Annotated in this window: 16 protein-coding genes and 1 riboswitch; of the genes, 14 read left to right on the top strand and 2 right to left on the bottom strand. The window is 72.7% G+C overall.

From position 1 onward, the window contains the following. Positions 1-7 precede the first annotated feature (7 nt). Positions 8-1009 carry an ABC transporter permease gene (locus AB0G11_RS16565; RefSeq protein ID WP_219507254.1) on the bottom strand — a complete coding sequence of 334 codons (1002 nt, stop codon included), beginning with the start codon at positions 1007-1009 and terminating at the stop codon, positions 8-10. A 178-nt stretch (positions 1010-1187) separates the two neighbouring features. Here AB0G11_RS16565 and AB0G11_RS16570 point away from each other — a divergent pair, with 178 nt between their 5' ends. The 11 genes from AB0G11_RS16570 (at position 1188) to AB0G11_RS16620 (ending at position 10449) form a co-directional block, all read left to right on the top strand. Further along, positions 1188-1997, top strand: a complete 810-nt coding sequence (locus AB0G11_RS16570; protein WP_219507255.1) for an oxygenase MpaB family protein — start codon at positions 1188-1190, stop codon at positions 1995-1997. A 64-nt stretch (positions 1998-2061) separates the two neighbouring features. Then, positions 2062-2192: riboswitch (FMN riboswitch) on the top strand. A gap of 105 nt (positions 2193-2297) precedes the next feature. Further along, entirely contained in the window at positions 2298-3422 is a 1125-nt protein-coding gene (gene ribD / locus AB0G11_RS16575) for a bifunctional diaminohydroxyphosphoribosylaminopyrimidine deaminase/5-amino-6-(5-phosphoribosylamino)uracil reductase RibD (RefSeq protein ID WP_357586581.1), read from the top strand. Beyond that, the gene (locus tag AB0G11_RS16580; protein ID WP_357586583.1) at positions 3422-4012 is read left to right on the top strand and encodes a riboflavin synthase; all 591 of its coding nucleotides are present in this window, start codon (positions 3422-3424) and stop codon (positions 4010-4012) included. Before ribD ends, AB0G11_RS16580 begins: the two co-directional genes overlap by 1 nt. Next, the gene (locus AB0G11_RS16585; protein WP_357586585.1) at positions 4009-4671 is read left to right on the top strand and encodes a nicotinamide mononucleotide transporter family protein; all 663 of its coding nucleotides are present in this window, start codon (positions 4009-4011) and stop codon (positions 4669-4671) included. Before AB0G11_RS16580 ends, AB0G11_RS16585 begins: the two co-directional genes overlap by 4 nt. Further along, positions 4668-5885, top strand: a complete 1218-nt coding sequence (locus AB0G11_RS16590; protein WP_219507258.1) for a bifunctional 3,4-dihydroxy-2-butanone-4-phosphate synthase/GTP cyclohydrolase II — start codon at positions 4668-4670, stop codon at positions 5883-5885. The genes AB0G11_RS16585 and AB0G11_RS16590 overlap by 4 nt, the downstream gene beginning before the upstream one ends. Next, the gene (gene ribH / locus AB0G11_RS16595) at positions 5882-6352 is read left to right on the top strand and encodes a 6,7-dimethyl-8-ribityllumazine synthase (protein ID WP_219507259.1); all 471 of its coding nucleotides are present in this window, start codon (positions 5882-5884) and stop codon (positions 6350-6352) included. The genes AB0G11_RS16590 and ribH overlap by 4 nt, the downstream gene beginning before the upstream one ends. Before the next feature lie 19 nt (positions 6353-6371). Continuing rightward, a complete protein-coding gene (locus AB0G11_RS16600) occupies positions 6372-6824 on the top strand; it encodes a PH domain-containing protein (protein WP_219507260.1) in 453 nt (150 codons plus the stop codon). A gap of 18 nt (positions 6825-6842) precedes the next feature. Continuing rightward, positions 6843-7733, top strand: coding sequence for a MoxR family ATPase (locus AB0G11_RS16605; RefSeq protein ID WP_308125839.1), 891 nt, complete (start codon positions 6843-6845; stop codon positions 7731-7733). Next, complete coding sequence (locus AB0G11_RS16610) at positions 7726-8793, top strand: VWA domain-containing protein (protein WP_357586587.1); 1068 nt, start codon at positions 7726-7728, stop codon at positions 8791-8793. The genes AB0G11_RS16605 and AB0G11_RS16610 overlap by 8 nt, the downstream gene beginning before the upstream one ends. After that, positions 8786-9892, top strand: coding sequence for an XdhC/CoxI family protein (locus AB0G11_RS16615; RefSeq protein WP_219507263.1), 1107 nt, complete (start codon positions 8786-8788; stop codon positions 9890-9892). Before AB0G11_RS16610 ends, AB0G11_RS16615 begins: the two co-directional genes overlap by 8 nt. Continuing rightward, positions 9889-10449, top strand: coding sequence for a nucleotidyltransferase family protein (locus tag AB0G11_RS16620; protein ID WP_219507264.1), 561 nt, complete (start codon positions 9889-9891; stop codon positions 10447-10449). Before AB0G11_RS16615 ends, AB0G11_RS16620 begins: the two co-directional genes overlap by 4 nt. Here the strand turns inward: AB0G11_RS16620 and AB0G11_RS16625 are convergent. Further along, positions 10432-11322, bottom strand: coding sequence for an endonuclease/exonuclease/phosphatase family protein (locus AB0G11_RS16625; protein WP_357586589.1), 891 nt, complete (start codon positions 11320-11322; stop codon positions 10432-10434). The genes AB0G11_RS16620 and AB0G11_RS16625 overlap by 18 nt on opposite strands. A gap of 81 nt (positions 11323-11403) precedes the next feature. Here AB0G11_RS16625 and AB0G11_RS16630 point away from each other — a divergent pair, with 81 nt between their 5' ends. The 3 genes from AB0G11_RS16630 to AB0G11_RS16640 all read left to right on the top strand — a co-directional run bounded on the left by AB0G11_RS16630 (position 11404) and on the right by AB0G11_RS16640 (position 13937). After that, positions 11404-12444 carry an LLM class F420-dependent oxidoreductase gene (locus AB0G11_RS16630; protein WP_357586592.1) on the top strand — a complete coding sequence of 347 codons (1041 nt, stop codon included), beginning with the start codon at positions 11404-11406 and terminating at the stop codon, positions 12442-12444. 86 nt (positions 12445-12530) lie between these two features. Next, on the top strand, positions 12531-12593 hold the full coding sequence (locus tag AB0G11_RS16635) for a putative leader peptide (protein WP_357586608.1): 63 nt from the start codon (positions 12531-12533) through the stop codon (positions 12591-12593). A 60-nt stretch (positions 12594-12653) separates the two neighbouring features. Next, the gene (locus AB0G11_RS16640) at positions 12654-13937 is read left to right on the top strand and encodes a dicarboxylate/amino acid:cation symporter (protein WP_357586594.1); all 1284 of its coding nucleotides are present in this window, start codon (positions 12654-12656) and stop codon (positions 13935-13937) included. The last annotated feature ends 49 nt before the right edge of the window (positions 13938-13986 follow it).

The raw sequence follows: 13986 nt of genomic DNA on the forward strand, positions 1-13986 counted from the left end.
CTCTCCTCTAACGCTTGATCTTGGGGTCGAAGGCGTCGCGGACGGAGTCGCCGAGCAGGTTGAAGGCGACCACGAAGATCAACAGGGCGACGCCGGGGAAGATGAGGTACGTGATGTCGTTCTGGTACACCTGCGTGGCCCGCAGGAACATGCGGCCCCAGTCGGGGACGAGCTCGCCCATGCCGACGCCCAGGAACGACAGGCCCGCCTCCGCCGTCACCATGGCCGGGAGCAGGAGGGTCGACTGGATGAGGATCGGCGTCCACAGGTTGGGCAGCAGCTCCTTGAACACGATGCGGCCGGGGGAGGCGCCGGTGACCCTGGCCGCCTCCACGTACTCGCGCTCACGCATCGACAGCACGTAGCCGCGCAGCAGCCGGGCCAGGCCGGCCCAGCCGAACGCCGAGAGCATGATGGTGAGCGTCACCGCCCGCAGCCACACCGGGGTCTCCTCGTCCGCCGGGACCAGCAGGCTCTCCACCACGGGGGTGAACGCGATGATGAAGATGGTCTGCGGGAACGACAGCGTGAGGTCGATGAGGCGGCCGACGAAGTAGTCGGTCTTGCCGCCCGCGTAGCCGGCCACGATGCCGACGACGATGCCGAGCGTGGTGGTGATGAGCGTGGCGGCCACGGCGATCCCGAGCGAGGTGCGGATGCCGTACACGAGCTGCATGAACACGTCGCGGCCGAGGCTGGGTTCGAGGCCGAACCAGAACTCGGAGCTGATGCCGCCGTTCGGCTGGATCGGGTAGCCGTAGTCGTTGAGCAGCCCCGGCATGTCCTGGCCGTACAGCGTGTACGGGTCCTTGCCGTAGACCATCGAGATCACGGGGGCCAGGAGGGCGACCAGGAAGAAGAAGATCACGATGATCGCCGAGATGACGCCGGTGCGGTCGCGCTTGAAGCGCATCCACATGAGCTGGCCGGGTGAACGGCCCACAGCACCGGAAGTCTCGGTCACGGACGTCGCGTCGATCGCGTCTTCTGTGGACGTCGGTGTCGTCATCTGGTCGGGGCTCCCCATGCACGTACAAGATTCCGGAAATTCCGGGCCATCGAGCACGTTCTCAAGGATCCTTGCGCAGCGCAATGACCTGCAGGGATTTCGCTGCGTAATCACGGATTTGCGACACAATCTTGAAAACATTGTGACATGTCGGCATCTGGGGGGTAAGCAGTTGCTTATGGAGGATCACGGACTGTTCGGCCCCGGATCCGTGACGTGGCGGGTCATGGGGGAGCCGATCCTGCTGGTCGGCGGATTCCGCGCGCTGCTCATGCAGGGCCTGCACCCGCGCACGATGCGCGGCGTGCTGCAGAACTCCGCCCTCATGGACCCCGACGAGGCGTGGGCGCGCTTCGCGCGCACGACCGAGTTCGTCCGCGTGCGCACGTACGGCACCCGCGCGGAGGTCGAGCGGGCCGGACGCCGGGTGCGCGGCATCCACGCCCGGCTGGACGCCTACGACCCCGACGCCGGCGTCCGCTACCGCCTCGACGAGCCCGAGGGGCTGCGCTGGGTGCACGTCGGCGAGGTCGACTCCTACCTGTCGGTCGCCCGCCGGGCCGGGGTGCGCCTGACCGACGCCGAGGCCGACACGTTCGTGGCCGAGTGGCGGCGCGCCGCCGAGGTCGTCGGCCTCGACCCGGACACCGTCCCCGGCACGGTCGCCGAGCTGAACGCCTACATCGACGAGCGGCGGCCCGGCCTCGCGTTCGTGCCCGAGGCCGCCCACCCGCTCGGGCTCTCGCTGCGCACGCCGCTGCCCCCGCCGCTCACCGCGCTGCGCCCGGTGCTGCCCGCCGTGACGTTCCTGGCCTTCGCCACGCTGCCGCGCTGGGCCAGACGGCTGTACGGCCTGCCCGCCACGCCGGTCGGCGACCTGTGGGCCACCGCCACCCTGCGCGCCCTGCACACCGGGCTCGGCCTCGTCCCGGCCAGGGTCCGCTACGCCCCGGACGCCAAGCGCGCCCGCCGTCTCACCGCCGCGTGACGTCAGGCGGAGTAGGGGTCGCATGTCGCTTTTCGGGCATGGCAAACTGGTAGGAGAACAGAGCTAGCGTGCTCCGGGGTCGGTGAAAGTCCGAACCGGCGGTGACAGTCCGCGACCCGGCCGATGCCATCGGCCGGTTGACCCGGTGAAATTCCGGGACCGACGGTGAAAGTCCGGATGGGAGGAAGCGCGCGGGTGCCCGGTTTTCGTCGCCGGGCGCCACCAGTGGTGCGTGCGCGCACCGCTTGTCCCCCCGGGGCCCGCCGTGGCTTGGAGCTACTGGCGAGTAGGAGGCCGGGGGTGGACCACACCGCCCACGACGGCGATGACGCCGTCCACATGGCGCGCGCGATCGAGCTGGCCGCACTCGGGCACGGCCGCACCAGCCCCAACCCCGTGGTGGGATGCGTCGTGCTCGACGCCTCCGGCCGGGTGGCAGGCGAGGGGTCCCACCCGTACGCGGGCGGCCCGCACGCCGAGGTCGTGGCGCTGCGCGAGGCGGGCGAGCGGGCCCGCGGCGGCACCGCGTACGTGACGCTGGAACCCTGCGACCACACCGGCCGGACCGGGCCGTGCAGCCTGGCGCTGCTGGACGCCGGCCTGGCCCGCGTGGTCGTCGCCGTGCCCGACCCCACCCCGCGGGCGGCCGGCGGCGCCGACCGGCTGCGCGCCGCCGGGGTCGCCGTCGAGACCGGGCTCCTCGCCGCAGAGGCCGAACGGGTCAACGCCGAGTGGCTGACCTTCGCCAGGCTCGGCCGGCCGCACGTCACCTGGAAGTACGCCGCCACCCTCGACGGGCGCTCCGCCGCCGCCGACGGCACCAGCCAGTGGATCACCTCGCCCGAGGCGCGCGCCGACGTGCACCGGATGCGCGCCCGCAGCGACGCGATCGTCGCGGGTGTCGGCACCGTGCTGGCCGACGACCCCCGCCTGACAGCCCGTCCCCCCGGCGACGGCTCGCCGGACCGGACCCCGCTGCGGGTCGTCGTCGACCCCTCCGGCCGCACCCCGCCCGGGGCGCGGGTGTTCGACGGCGAGGCGCCGACGCTCGTCGCCGTCGCCGAGGGCGTGACCACCCCGCGGGGCGCCGCCCTGCTGCCCCTGCCCCGCCACGGCGCCGGGCTGGACCTGGCGGCGCTGCTCAAGGAACTCGCCGCGCGCGACGTCGTCAGCGTGTTCCTGGAAGGCGGGCCCACCCTGGCGGGAGCGTTCCTCGCCCAGGGCCTCGTCGACCGCGTCGTGGCGTACGTGGCGCCGGCCCTCCTCGGAGCGGGGGCCGCGGCGCTGGGCGAGGCGGGGGTGGCCACGATCGCGCGGGCGCACCGCATGAGCTTCGAGGAGATTTCCCGCATCGGGCCGGACCTGAAGATCGTCGCCCGGCCGCAGCTCGCAGGCAACAGCGCATACAACAGCAGGGAGAAGTGATGTTCACCGGAATCATCGAGGAGAAGGGCGAGGTCGTCGCCCTGGAACGGGCCGGCGACGCCGCCAGGCTGACCGTGCGCGGCGCGCTCGTCACCTCCGACGCGCGCCACGGCGACTCCATCGCCGTCAACGGCGTCTGCCTGACGGTCGTCGACGTCAAGGACGACGTCTTCACCGTCGACGTGGTCAAGGAATCGCTCGACCGCAGCTCCCTCGGCGTCCTCACCGAGGGCTCGGCGGTCAACCTCGAACGCGCCGTCCGCGCCGACCAGCGGCTCGGCGGCCACATCGTGCAGGGCCACGTCGACGGCACCGCCGCGCTGCTGTCCAGGAGCCCCGGCGACAACTGGGACGACCTGCGCTTCTCGCTCCCCGAGCCGCTCAGCCGCTACGTGGCCGAGAAGGGCTCGATCGCCATCGACGGAATCAGCCTCACGGTCACGACTGTTGACGACGGAAGCTTCGGCGTGAGCCTCATCCCCGCCACGCTCCGGCTGACGACCATGGGCGAACGCCAGGTGGGCGACCTGGTGAACATCGAGGTCGACGTGATCGCTAAGTATGTGGAAAGGCTGGTGGTCAGGCAGTGAACTGGGCTGAAGCCGGATTCGAGGTGTTCGGCACACACGTGCTCTGGACGGACCTGGTCGGCAACGTCGCCGCGCTGTCCACCGTCCTGCTGGCGATGCGCAGATCCATGTGGACCTGGCCGGTGCAGTTCACCGGCTCGGTGCTGCTGCTCGTCGCCTCGGTCAACGCCGGGTTCGCCGGCAACGCGCTCAAGCAGGTGCTGTTCGGCGCGCTGGCGGTCTACGGCTGGTGGGCCTGGCGGCGCGGCACCGAGGGCGGCAGGCAGCTCGCCGTCCGCCCGGCCACCGCCCGCGAGCGCGGCACGCTGGCCGGCGTCATGCTCGCCGGCACCGTCGTCGTCGGGCTGCTGTTCTTCGTCACCGGGCTGTCGTGGGGCGCGGCCAAGCCGCTGCCCGAGGGCGCGTTCCTGGTCGCCGCCGACGCCTACATCTTCGTCGGCAGCGCCGTGGCCACCTGGGCGCAGGGCAGGGCGCTGGTCGACTTCTGGATCGTCTGGGTGGCCGTCGACCTCGTCGGCGTCCCGCTGGCCTTCAGCACCGGGCTGTACGTCACGGGCGCCGTCTACGGCGTGTTCTTCGTGCTGGTGATGATCGGTTTCGTCAAATGGTTGCGTGAATACCGGCTCGCGGCCGGTCCCGAACTGGCGGTGGCGTCATGAGCGAGATCAGGTTCGACCCGGTGGAGCGGGCCGTGGAGGACATCCGCGCCGGCAAGGCCGTCGTGGTCGTCGACGACGAGAACCGGGAGAACGAGGGCGACATCATCTTCGCCGCCTCCCGGGCGACCCCCGAGCTGCTGACCTTCACCATCCGTCACACCAGCGGCGTCATCTGCGTGCCGATGGAGGGCAAGGAGCTCGACCGGCTCGGCCTGCCCCTCATGGTGTTCCAGAACCGCGAACGGCTGCGGACCGCGTACACGATCAGCGTCGACGCCCGCGACGGCGTGACCACCGGCATCTCGGCCGCCGACCGCGCACGCACCATCCGCACCCTGGCCGACTCCGCGACCGAGCCGAACGAGCTGGTCAGGCCCGGCCACATCTTCCCGCTGCGCTACCACGAGGGCGGCGTGCTGGCCCGGCGCGGCCACACCGAGGCGGCCGTCGACCTGGCCAGGCTCGCCGGGCTCAGCCCCGCCGGCGTGCTGGCCGAGGTCGTCAACGACGACGGCACCATGGCCAGGCTGCCCGAGCTGCGCGTCTTCGCCGACGAGCACGACCTGGCGCTCATCTCCATCGAGCAGCTCGTCGACCACCGCCGCCGCACCGAGAGCATGGTCACCCGGGTCGCCGAGACGAGCCTGCCCAACACGTACGGGCTGTGGAAGGCGTACGGCTACGCCAGCGCGCTCGACGGCGGCGAGCACGTCGCGCTCGTGCTCGGCGACCTCGGCGACGGCGAGAACGTGCTGGTGCGCGCCCACTCCGAATGCCTGACCGGCGACGTGTTCGGCTCGCTGCGCTGCGACTGCGGCGTGCAGCTGGGCAACGCCATGTCGGCCGTCGCCGAGGAGGGCGCCGGGGTGATCGTCTACCTGCGCGGCCACGAGGGGCGCGGCATCGGCCTGCTGGCCAAGCTCAAGGCCTACAGCCTCCAGGACGGCGGCGTCGACACCGTGGACGCCAACGTCGAGCTGGGGCTGCCGGTCGACGCGCGCGAGTTCTCCAACGCCGCCCAGATCCTCGCCGACCTCGGCGTGAAATCGGTGCGGCTGCTCACCAACAACCCGGCCAAGCTGCGCGGCATGGACGGCTACGGCATCAAGGTGCTGGGCCGCGAGCCGATGCCGGTGGCCATGAACCCCCACAACGAGCGCTACCTGACGGCCAAGCGCGACAGGCTCGGCCACGACATCTCGGAGGCGTCATGAGCGGCGATGGACGGCCGGCGGCAGGGGCCGCGCCCGACGCGGCGGGGCTGACCGTCGGCGTGGTGGCGGCGAGCTGGCACGCCAAGATCACCGACCAGCTCGTGGCCAGGGCGGTCCAGGCGTGCGACGACTCCGGCGCCACCGCCACCGTCGTGCGCGTGCCCGGCTCGCTGGAGATCCCCGTGGTCGCCCAGGCGCTGGCCCGCCGCTGCGACGCCGTCGTGGCGCTCGGCGCGGTCATCCGGGGCGAGACGGCCCACTTCGAGTACGTCTGCGACTCGGTCACGGCGGGGCTGACCCGGATCTCGCTCGACGAGCGGACCCCCGTCGGCAACGGCGTGCTCACCTGCGAGACGCTCGACCAGGCGCTGGACCGGTCCGGGCTGCCCGGCAGCAAGGAGGACAAGGGGTACGAGTCGGCGATCGCCGCGCTGGAGACCGCACTCCTCCTGAGGGACCTGCACTGACCTGAGGTAGGTTTCCCTCGTGTCTGAGCCCGTGCCGCCTCCGCCCCTGCCCGTCACCTGGCGTCCCCGCCGGGGCAGGATCGTCGCCTACGGATTCGCCACGCTCGTCGTGATCGGGGCGGTCGTCATGGCGATCCTCATCGCCGATCCGTTCAAGCTGCCCGACCGGATCGCGATCGTGCTGTTCGGGTGCGCGGTGGCGTTCGTCCTCCACCTGCTGGGCCGGGTGCGGGTGGAGGCCGACGACGAGGGCGTCACGCTGGTCAACGCGGTGCGCTCGCACCGCTACACCTGGCCCGAGGTGATCGACGTGACGCTGCTGCCCGGCGAGCCCTGGCCGAGGGTCGACTTCTCCGACGGGCGCACGATCGGCGCCATGGGCATCCAGGGCTCGGAGAAGGCGATGGCCCGCCGCGCCACCGCCGAGCTCGCCGCGCTCATCCACGAGCGCGGCGAGGCGCGCGAGGACTGATCGGCGTAGCCTGAAGGCGTGCTGCGCCGGACAATCAGGCCCCTGGACCTCACGTCGCCGGACGAGCTCGCCGCGCTGCTCGACCGGCACGACTACCTGGCCGACGACGGCCTGGCCACCGCCGCGTTCCTGGCGCTGCGGATGCGCCGGCCGCTGTTCCTGGAGGGCGAGGCCGGGGTCGGCAAGACCGAGCTGGCCAAGACCCTGGCCGCGCTGCTCGACGCGCCGCTGATCCGGCTGCAGTGCTACGAGGGGCTCGACGCCTCCCAGGCGCTCTACGACTGGGACTTCGCCCGCCAGCTCCTGCACCTCAAGACCGCCGAGGCGGCCGGCGTGGCCGACGCCGCCCGGCTCGAAGGGGAGATCTACGACCGGCGCTTCCTCATCGCCCGGCCGCTGCTGAAGGCGCTGGAGACGCAGCCGAGCGTGCTGCTGGTCGACGAGATCGACCGGGCCGACGACGAGTTCGAGGCGTTCCTGCTGGAGGTGCTGTCCGACTTCACCATCTCCATCCCCGAGCTGGGCACCGTCAGGGCCGCCAGCCCGCCCGTCGTCGTGGTCACCTCCAACCGCACCCGCGAGGTCCACGACGCGCTCAAGCGCCGCTGCCTCTACCACTGGCTGGAGCATCCCGGCTTCGACCGGGAGGTGGCGATCCTGCTGCGCCGGCTGCCCGGCTGCACCGAGACGCTGGCCGCCCAGGTGGCCCGCGCCGCCCGGCGGCTGCGCGAGGCCGGCCTGGTCAAGCCGCCCGGCGTGGCCGAGACGCTCGACTGGACCGAGGCGCTGCTCACGCTCGGCGCCCGCGAGCTCGACCCGGGCCGCGCCGCCGCCACGCTCGGCGCGGCGCTGAAATACCGCGAGGACGTCGAGCGCGTCCTGGGCGAGGGGCTGCTCGCCCATGAATGACCTGGCGGCCACCGTCACGGCCTTCGCCCGCACGCTGCGGGCCGCCGGCGTGGCCGCCGACCAGGAGCGGGCCCAGGCCATGCTGCGCGCCCTGGACCATCTCGACCTGACCTCGCCCGGCGACGTCTACTGGGCCGGGCGGCTGACGCTCTGCGCCGGACCCGACGACCTGCCCCGCTACGACCGGTGCTTCGCCGCGTTCTTCGGCGGCGTCCGGGCCGGGCCCGGCAGGGCCGCGACCACCTCCGTCACCCGCCACACCGCCGCCGAGGACGGCGGGCGCCAGGGCGAAGGGGAGGCCGCGCCCGCCACCGCCAGCCGGGCCGAGATCCTGCGCCACCGCGACGTGGCCCGCCTCACCGAGGCCGAGCGCGCCGAGGTGCACCGGCTGCTCGCCCTGCTCAGCAGCCGCCGCCCGGTCCGCCGCTCGCGCCGCCACGAGAGCGCCCGGCGCGGCGGCCTCGACCGGCGGCGCACCGTGCGCGAGGCGCTGAAGACGGGCGAGCCCGCCCGGCTGCTGCGGCGCAGGCACACCGTCAGGCAGCGCCGGGTGGTGCTGTTCGTGGACGTCAGCGGCTCCATGAGCCCCTACGCCGAGACGCTGCTGCGCTTCGCCCACGCCCTGGTCAGGACCGGGCCGCGGGCCACCGCCGTCTACTCCATCGGCACCCGGCTCACCTGCGTCACCGCCGAGCTGCGCCACCGCGACCCCGGCACGGCGCTCGACGCGGTGTCGCGGGCCATCCCCGACTGGAGCGGCGGCACCCGGCTGGGGGAGGAGCTGCGCGAGTTCCTGACCCGGCGCAGCGCCCGTGGGTCGATCGTGGTCATCGCCTCCGACGGGTGGGAGCGCGGCGACCCGGCCCTGCTGGGCGCCCAGATGGCCCGGCTGTCCCGCCAGGCCCACCGGGTGATCTGGGTCAACCCGCACAAAGGGTACGAGGACTACCAGCCGCTGACCGGAGGCATGCGGGCCGCCCTGCCGTACCTGGACGACCTGGTGGCCGGGCACAGCCTGGCCGCCTACGAGGCACTCAGCGAAAGGCTCGCCCATGCGTGACGTGCTGCCGGAGATCATGCGCTGGTGGGAATCGGGGCTGCGGTTCGGGCTCGCGACGGTCGTGAGCACGTTCAGCAGCGCGCCCCGGCCGCCCGGGGCCGCCATGGCGGTGCGCGGCGACGAGGTGGTCGGCAGCGTCTCCGGCGGCTGCGTCGAGGGCGCGGTCTTCGAGCTCGCCGCCGAGATCGACACCCCCGTCCTGCAGAGGTACGGGGTCAGCGACGACGACGCGTTCGCCGTCGGGCTCACCTGCGGCGGCATCATCGACGTCCTCGTCGAGCCGATCTCCCTGGAGACCTTCCCCGAGCTGGGGGAGGTCGCCGCGTCCGTCGCCGCGCACGAGCCCGTGGCCGTCGCCACCGTCGTGGCGGGCCCCGGCCGCATCGGCGCCCGCCGCGTCGTCTGGCCGGACCGCTCGGCCGGCACGCTCGGGCCGCGCCGGCTCGACGAGGCCGTGGACGACGACGCCCGCGGCATGCTCGCCCAGGGCCTGACCGCCATCCGCCACTACGGCGGCGAGGGGGAGCGGCGGCTGGACGACCTGTCGGTGTTCGTGCACGCCTTCGCGCCGCCGCCGCGGATGCTGGTGTTCGGCGCGATCGACTTCGCCGCGGCCGTCGCCCGGGTCGGCAAGTTCCTCGGCTACCACGTCACCGTCTGTGACGCCCGGCCCGTCTTCGCCACCCCCAAGCGCTTCCCGGAGGCCGACGAGGTCGTGGTCAGGTGGCCGCACGACTACCTCGCCTCCGTCGCGGTGGACGAGCGCACGGTCGTCTGCGTGCTCACCCACGACCCCAAGTTCGACGTGCCGCTGCTGGAGGTGGCGCTGCGCACGGAGGCGGGCTACGTGGGCGCGATGGGCTCGCGCCGCACCCACGAGGACCGGCTGGCGCGGCTGCGCGAGGCCGGGCTGACCGAGGCCGAGCTGGCCCGGCTGCGCTCGCCCATCGGCCTCGACCTGGGCGCCCGCACCCCGGAGGAGACGGCCGTGTCGATCGCCGCCGAGCTCATCCAGCTCCGCTGGGGCGGCTCCGGCAGGCCGCTCACCCACACCGAGGGCCGCATCCACCACGAGACCACTCCCGGCGGGGCGTCATGACGTACACGAAGGTGGCCGGGCTGCTGCTCGCGGCCGGGCAGGGGGCGCGGCTGGGCCGGCCCAAGGCGCTGCTGGAGCACGCCGGCGAGCGGCTGGTCGACCGGGGCGTCCGGCTGCTGGAGGAGGGCGGCTGCCACCCGGTCGTCGTCGTGCTCGGCGCCGCCACGGTGCAGGTGCGCCGGGCCGTCACCGTGCGCAACCCCGGCTGGGCGAGCGGCATGGGCTCCTCGCTGCGCACCGGCCTGGCCGCGCTGCCCGAGGAGGCGGAGGCGGTGGTGGTCGCGCTGGTCGACCAGCCGTTCGTGCGGCCGGAGGCGGTGCGCGCGCTCATCGCCTCGGGCGCGCCCGTCGCGGTCGCCACCTACGACGGCCGCCGCCGCAACCCGGTGCTGATCGCCCGCCCGCACTTCGCCGGGGTGGCCGCGCTGGCCCGGGGCGACGTGGGCGCCAGGCCCTTCCTGAAGGCCCACCCCGAGCTCGTCGCCGAGGTGCCCTGCCCCGGCGACCCGGCCGACATCGACACGCCTGAGGACCTGCGGCTACTGCAGGCGGAGTGAGGCGATCGCGGCCCGGTGGTCGCTGCCCGTCGCCGGGGCCACGCCCGCCTTCGTCGCCGTCATGCCGCGGAACAGGATGTGGTCGGGCCTGGTGATGGGGAACTCGGCGGGCCAGGTGAAGCCGAACCCGTCGCCTGCCACCTCCTGCGCGTCGGTCAGCGGCGGCGTCAGGCCGCGCATCCCCCGGTCGGTGGTGGCCGTGTTGAGGTCGCCCAGCAGCAGGATCCGCTCGCTGCGGTCGGCGTCGATGAGCTTGCGCGCCTGGGCCAGCGAGGCGTCGCGCGAGGCCGTGTGGCCCGGCCTGGCCGAGGCCAGGTGCATCACGTAGACGGTGACCTTCCCCTTCGGCGTCGACACCACCGCACGCAGCGCGCGGGGCCAGCCCATGCCCACGTCCAGCGGGCGCTTGTCGGTGATCGGGTAGCGGCTCCACAGGCCGACCGTGCTGACCGGGTAGCGGTGCTTGAACATCTTGTTGAGCTGCTTGGCCGCCGGGCCGCCCGGCGTGAGCTCCTGGGCGGCCAGCAGGTCGAGGCCGTCGGCGACGGCCCGCACCGCCTCGCCCGAGGCGTCGTTGCGCACGCCCACGTTGACGGTGCCGACGGCCAGGTCGCTCGGCCCGCCCGGCGGCGTGCGCACCAGCGTCGAGCCGAACATCGCCGCCCACACCACGCCCGGCACCAGGGCCGCCGCCGTCGCCACCCCCGACCGGGCCACCAGGGCGGCCAGCAGCAGCACGGGCACGGCCAGCCCGATCCACGGCAGCACGCTCTCCATCACGGGGGTGAACCCGCCCAGCACGGGGATCAACCGGTGTCCTGCCAGAGCCGCGGCGACCACGACCGACACGACGACGACGCCGTTCCTCAACATTCTGACCAAGCTAGCGGCTCGCCGCTGCGATAGCCTTTCGCCATCGCAACGGAACATCATTCGGTAGGTGGGGAGTCGGGCATGCGCATCGGGATGGCACTGAACTACTCGGGCGGTTTCAAGGAGACGGTCGCCGAGCTGGCCGACTACGAGAAGGCCGGGCTCGACATCGTCTTCGTGGCCGAGGCCTACAGTTTCGACGCCGTCAGCCAGATGGGCTACATCGCGGCCAGGACCGAGCGGCTGGAGATCGCCTCCGGCATCCTGCCCATCTACTCGCGCACGCCCACGCTGCTGGCGATGACGGCCGCGGGCATGGACTACGTCTCCGACGGCCGCTTCACGCTCGGCCTGGGCGCCTCCGGCCCGCAGGTCATCGAGGGCTTCCACGGCGTCCCCTACACCGCGCCGCTGGGCCGTACCCGCGAGGTCATCGAGATCTGCCGCCAGGTGTGGCGGCGCGAGCGCGTCCAGTACGACGGCAAGCACTACACGCTGCCCCTGCCCGCCGACCGCGGCACCGGACTGGGCAAGCCGCTCAAGCTCATCAACCACCCGGTACGCCCCCGCATCCCGATCGTGGTCGCCGCCATCGGCCCCAAGAACGTCGAGCTGACCGCCGAGCTCGCCGAGGGCTGGGAGCCGATCTTCTACATGCCGGAGAAGGCCGCCGACGTGTGGGGCCCCTCGCTGGCCGCCGGGAAGGCCAGGCGCGACCCGGAGCTGGGCGAGCTGGACGTGGTCGCGCAGGCGTCGCTGGCGATCGGCGACGACGTGGCCGGGTTGCTGGAGTTCGGCCGCCCGATGGCCGCCCTGTACATCGGCGGCATGGGCGCCAAGGGCAAGAACTTCTACAACGACCTGGCCCGGCGCTACGGCTACGAGAAGGAGGCCGAGCGGATCCAGGACCTCTACCTCGACGGCAAGAAGGACGAGGCGGCGGCGCTGGTGCCGCAGGAGCTGCTGGAGAAGATGTCGCTGATCGGCGACGAGGGCTTCGTGCGCGACCGGGTGGCCGCGATGAAGGAGTCGGGCGTGACGACGCTCAACGTCGCCCCGCTGGGCCGCACGCACGAGGACCGGGTGCGGCTGATCGAGACGATCAAGGAGATCGCCGGCTGAAAGTTTTTCCGACAAGGGGCTCGTTCTTGGAATAAAGGAGAACGAGCCCCTTGTTAGGGACGTCCGTGAGGTTTTCGGTCATCATCGTGCGGCTCGTGGAGCGGCTGCACATCGATCTGTGCCGCGTGCTGGGCTCGCTCTGTCGCTGATCGCGCATTCCCGCGCTCGATCGCCAGACACCCCTTCCCACCTCCGGAGTTCTGTTTTCCGTGAAGAGATTCAGCTTTTCCCTGCAGTTGCTGCTGGGCCTCGTGCTCGGCGTGGCCCTCGGGTTCGTCGCCAGGATTTGGGACGTCGCCTGGCTCGCCGAGACGCTGACCCAGGTCGGCGCGCTCTTCGTCCAGCTCCTCAAGCTCGCGGTGCCGCCGCTGGTGTTCACCGCCGTCCTCGTCAGCGTCGCCAACCTGCGTAACGTCAACGGCGCCGCCCGGCTGGCCTCCAAGACGCTGCTGTGGTTCCTCGTCACCGCCGCCGTTTCCGTGGCCTTCGCCATCGGCCTCGGCCTGCTCGTCAACCCCGGCCGCGGCGTCACCCTCGACACCGGCGCCGCCAAGGCCCCCGAGAACACCGGTTCCTGGCTCGACTTCGTCACCGGCATCGTGCCGACCAACGTCGTCACCGCCTTCACCGAGGTCAACGTCCTGCAGATCGTGTTCCTCGGCGTGGTGGTCGGCGCCGCCGCGCTGGCCGTCGGCGAGAAGGCCGAGCCCCTGCTCAACCTCGGCCGCTCGGTGCTGGAGCTGGTCCAGAAGGCCCTGTGGTGGGTCATCCGGCTCGCCCCCATCGGCACCGCCGGGCTCATCGGCAAGGCCGTCTCCACCTACGGCTGGGACCTGCTCGCCCCGCTCGCCAAGTTCAGCGCCGCCGTCTACATCGGCTGCTTCATCGTGCTGCTGGCCGTCTACCCGACGCTGCTCGCCGTCTGGGGCAAGGTCAGCCCGATCCGCTTCTTCCGCAACGTCTGGCCCGCCATCGAGCTGGCCTTCGTCTCCCGCTCCTCCGTCGGCACCCTGCCGCTGACCCAGCGCGTCACCGTCGAGCGCAACGGCGTCGACGCCGACTACGCCTCCTTCGCCGTGCCGTTCGGCGCGACCACCAAGATGGACGGCTGCGCCTCCGTCTACCCGGCGCTGGCCGCGATCTTCGTGGCCCAGGTGTTCGGCGTGCCGCTGGGGCTGGGGGAGTACCTGCTGATCGCGTTCGTCTCGGTCGTCGGCTCCGCCGCCACCGCCGGGCTCACGGGCGCCATCGTCATGCTCACGCTCACGCTCAGCACGCTGGGCCTGCCGCTGGAGGGCGTCGGGCTGCTGCTGGCCATCGACCCGATCCTGGACATGATCCGCACCGCCACCAACGTGACGGGGCAGATGGTCGTCCCGGTGCTGGTCGCGCGCTCGGAGGGCCGCCTGGACGAGGCCGTCTTCAACGCCCCGTCCCAGCCCCTCACCGGCGGCCCCGCCGCCACGCGCTCGCCGGAGCCGGTCCCGGCCTGACCTGACATCGACGCCCGAGGGCGGGGAGCCACCCGGCTCCCCGCCCTCT

Origin of the sequence: Nonomuraea sp. NPDC023979 (assembly GCF_040639085.1) — a bacterium.
Lineage (GTDB): Bacteria > Actinomycetota > Actinomycetes > Streptosporangiales > Streptosporangiaceae > Nonomuraea > Nonomuraea ceibae.

What these genes read in the sequence shown, in the direction of transcription:
- AB0G11_RS16565 (WP_219507254.1), bottom strand. Translation starts at nt 1,009, where the DNA reads ATGACGACACCGACGTCCACAGAAGACGCGATCGACGCGACGTCCGTG.
- AB0G11_RS16570 (WP_219507255.1), top strand. Translation starts at nt 1,188, where the DNA reads ATGGAGGATCACGGACTGTTCGGCCCCGGATCCGTGACGTGGCGGGTC.
- AB0G11_RS16580 (WP_357586583.1), top strand. Translation starts at nt 3,422, where the DNA reads ATGTTCACCGGAATCATCGAGGAGAAGGGCGAGGTCGTCGCCCTGGAA.
- AB0G11_RS16590 (WP_219507258.1), top strand. Translation starts at nt 4,668, where the DNA reads ATGAGCGAGATCAGGTTCGACCCGGTGGAGCGGGCCGTGGAGGACATC.
- ribH (WP_219507259.1), top strand. Translation starts at nt 5,882, where the DNA reads ATGAGCGGCGATGGACGGCCGGCGGCAGGGGCCGCGCCCGACGCGGCG.
- AB0G11_RS16610 (WP_357586587.1), top strand. Translation starts at nt 7,726, where the DNA reads ATGAATGACCTGGCGGCCACCGTCACGGCCTTCGCCCGCACGCTGCGG.
- AB0G11_RS16615 (WP_219507263.1), top strand. Translation starts at nt 8,786, where the DNA reads ATGCGTGACGTGCTGCCGGAGATCATGCGCTGGTGGGAATCGGGGCTG.
- AB0G11_RS16620 (WP_219507264.1), top strand. Translation starts at nt 9,889, where the DNA reads ATGACGTACACGAAGGTGGCCGGGCTGCTGCTCGCGGCCGGGCAGGGG.
- AB0G11_RS16625 (WP_357586589.1), bottom strand. Translation starts at nt 11,322, where the DNA reads ATGTTGAGGAACGGCGTCGTCGTCGTGTCGGTCGTGGTCGCCGCGGCT.
- AB0G11_RS16630 (WP_357586592.1), top strand. Translation starts at nt 11,404, where the DNA reads ATGCGCATCGGGATGGCACTGAACTACTCGGGCGGTTTCAAGGAGACG.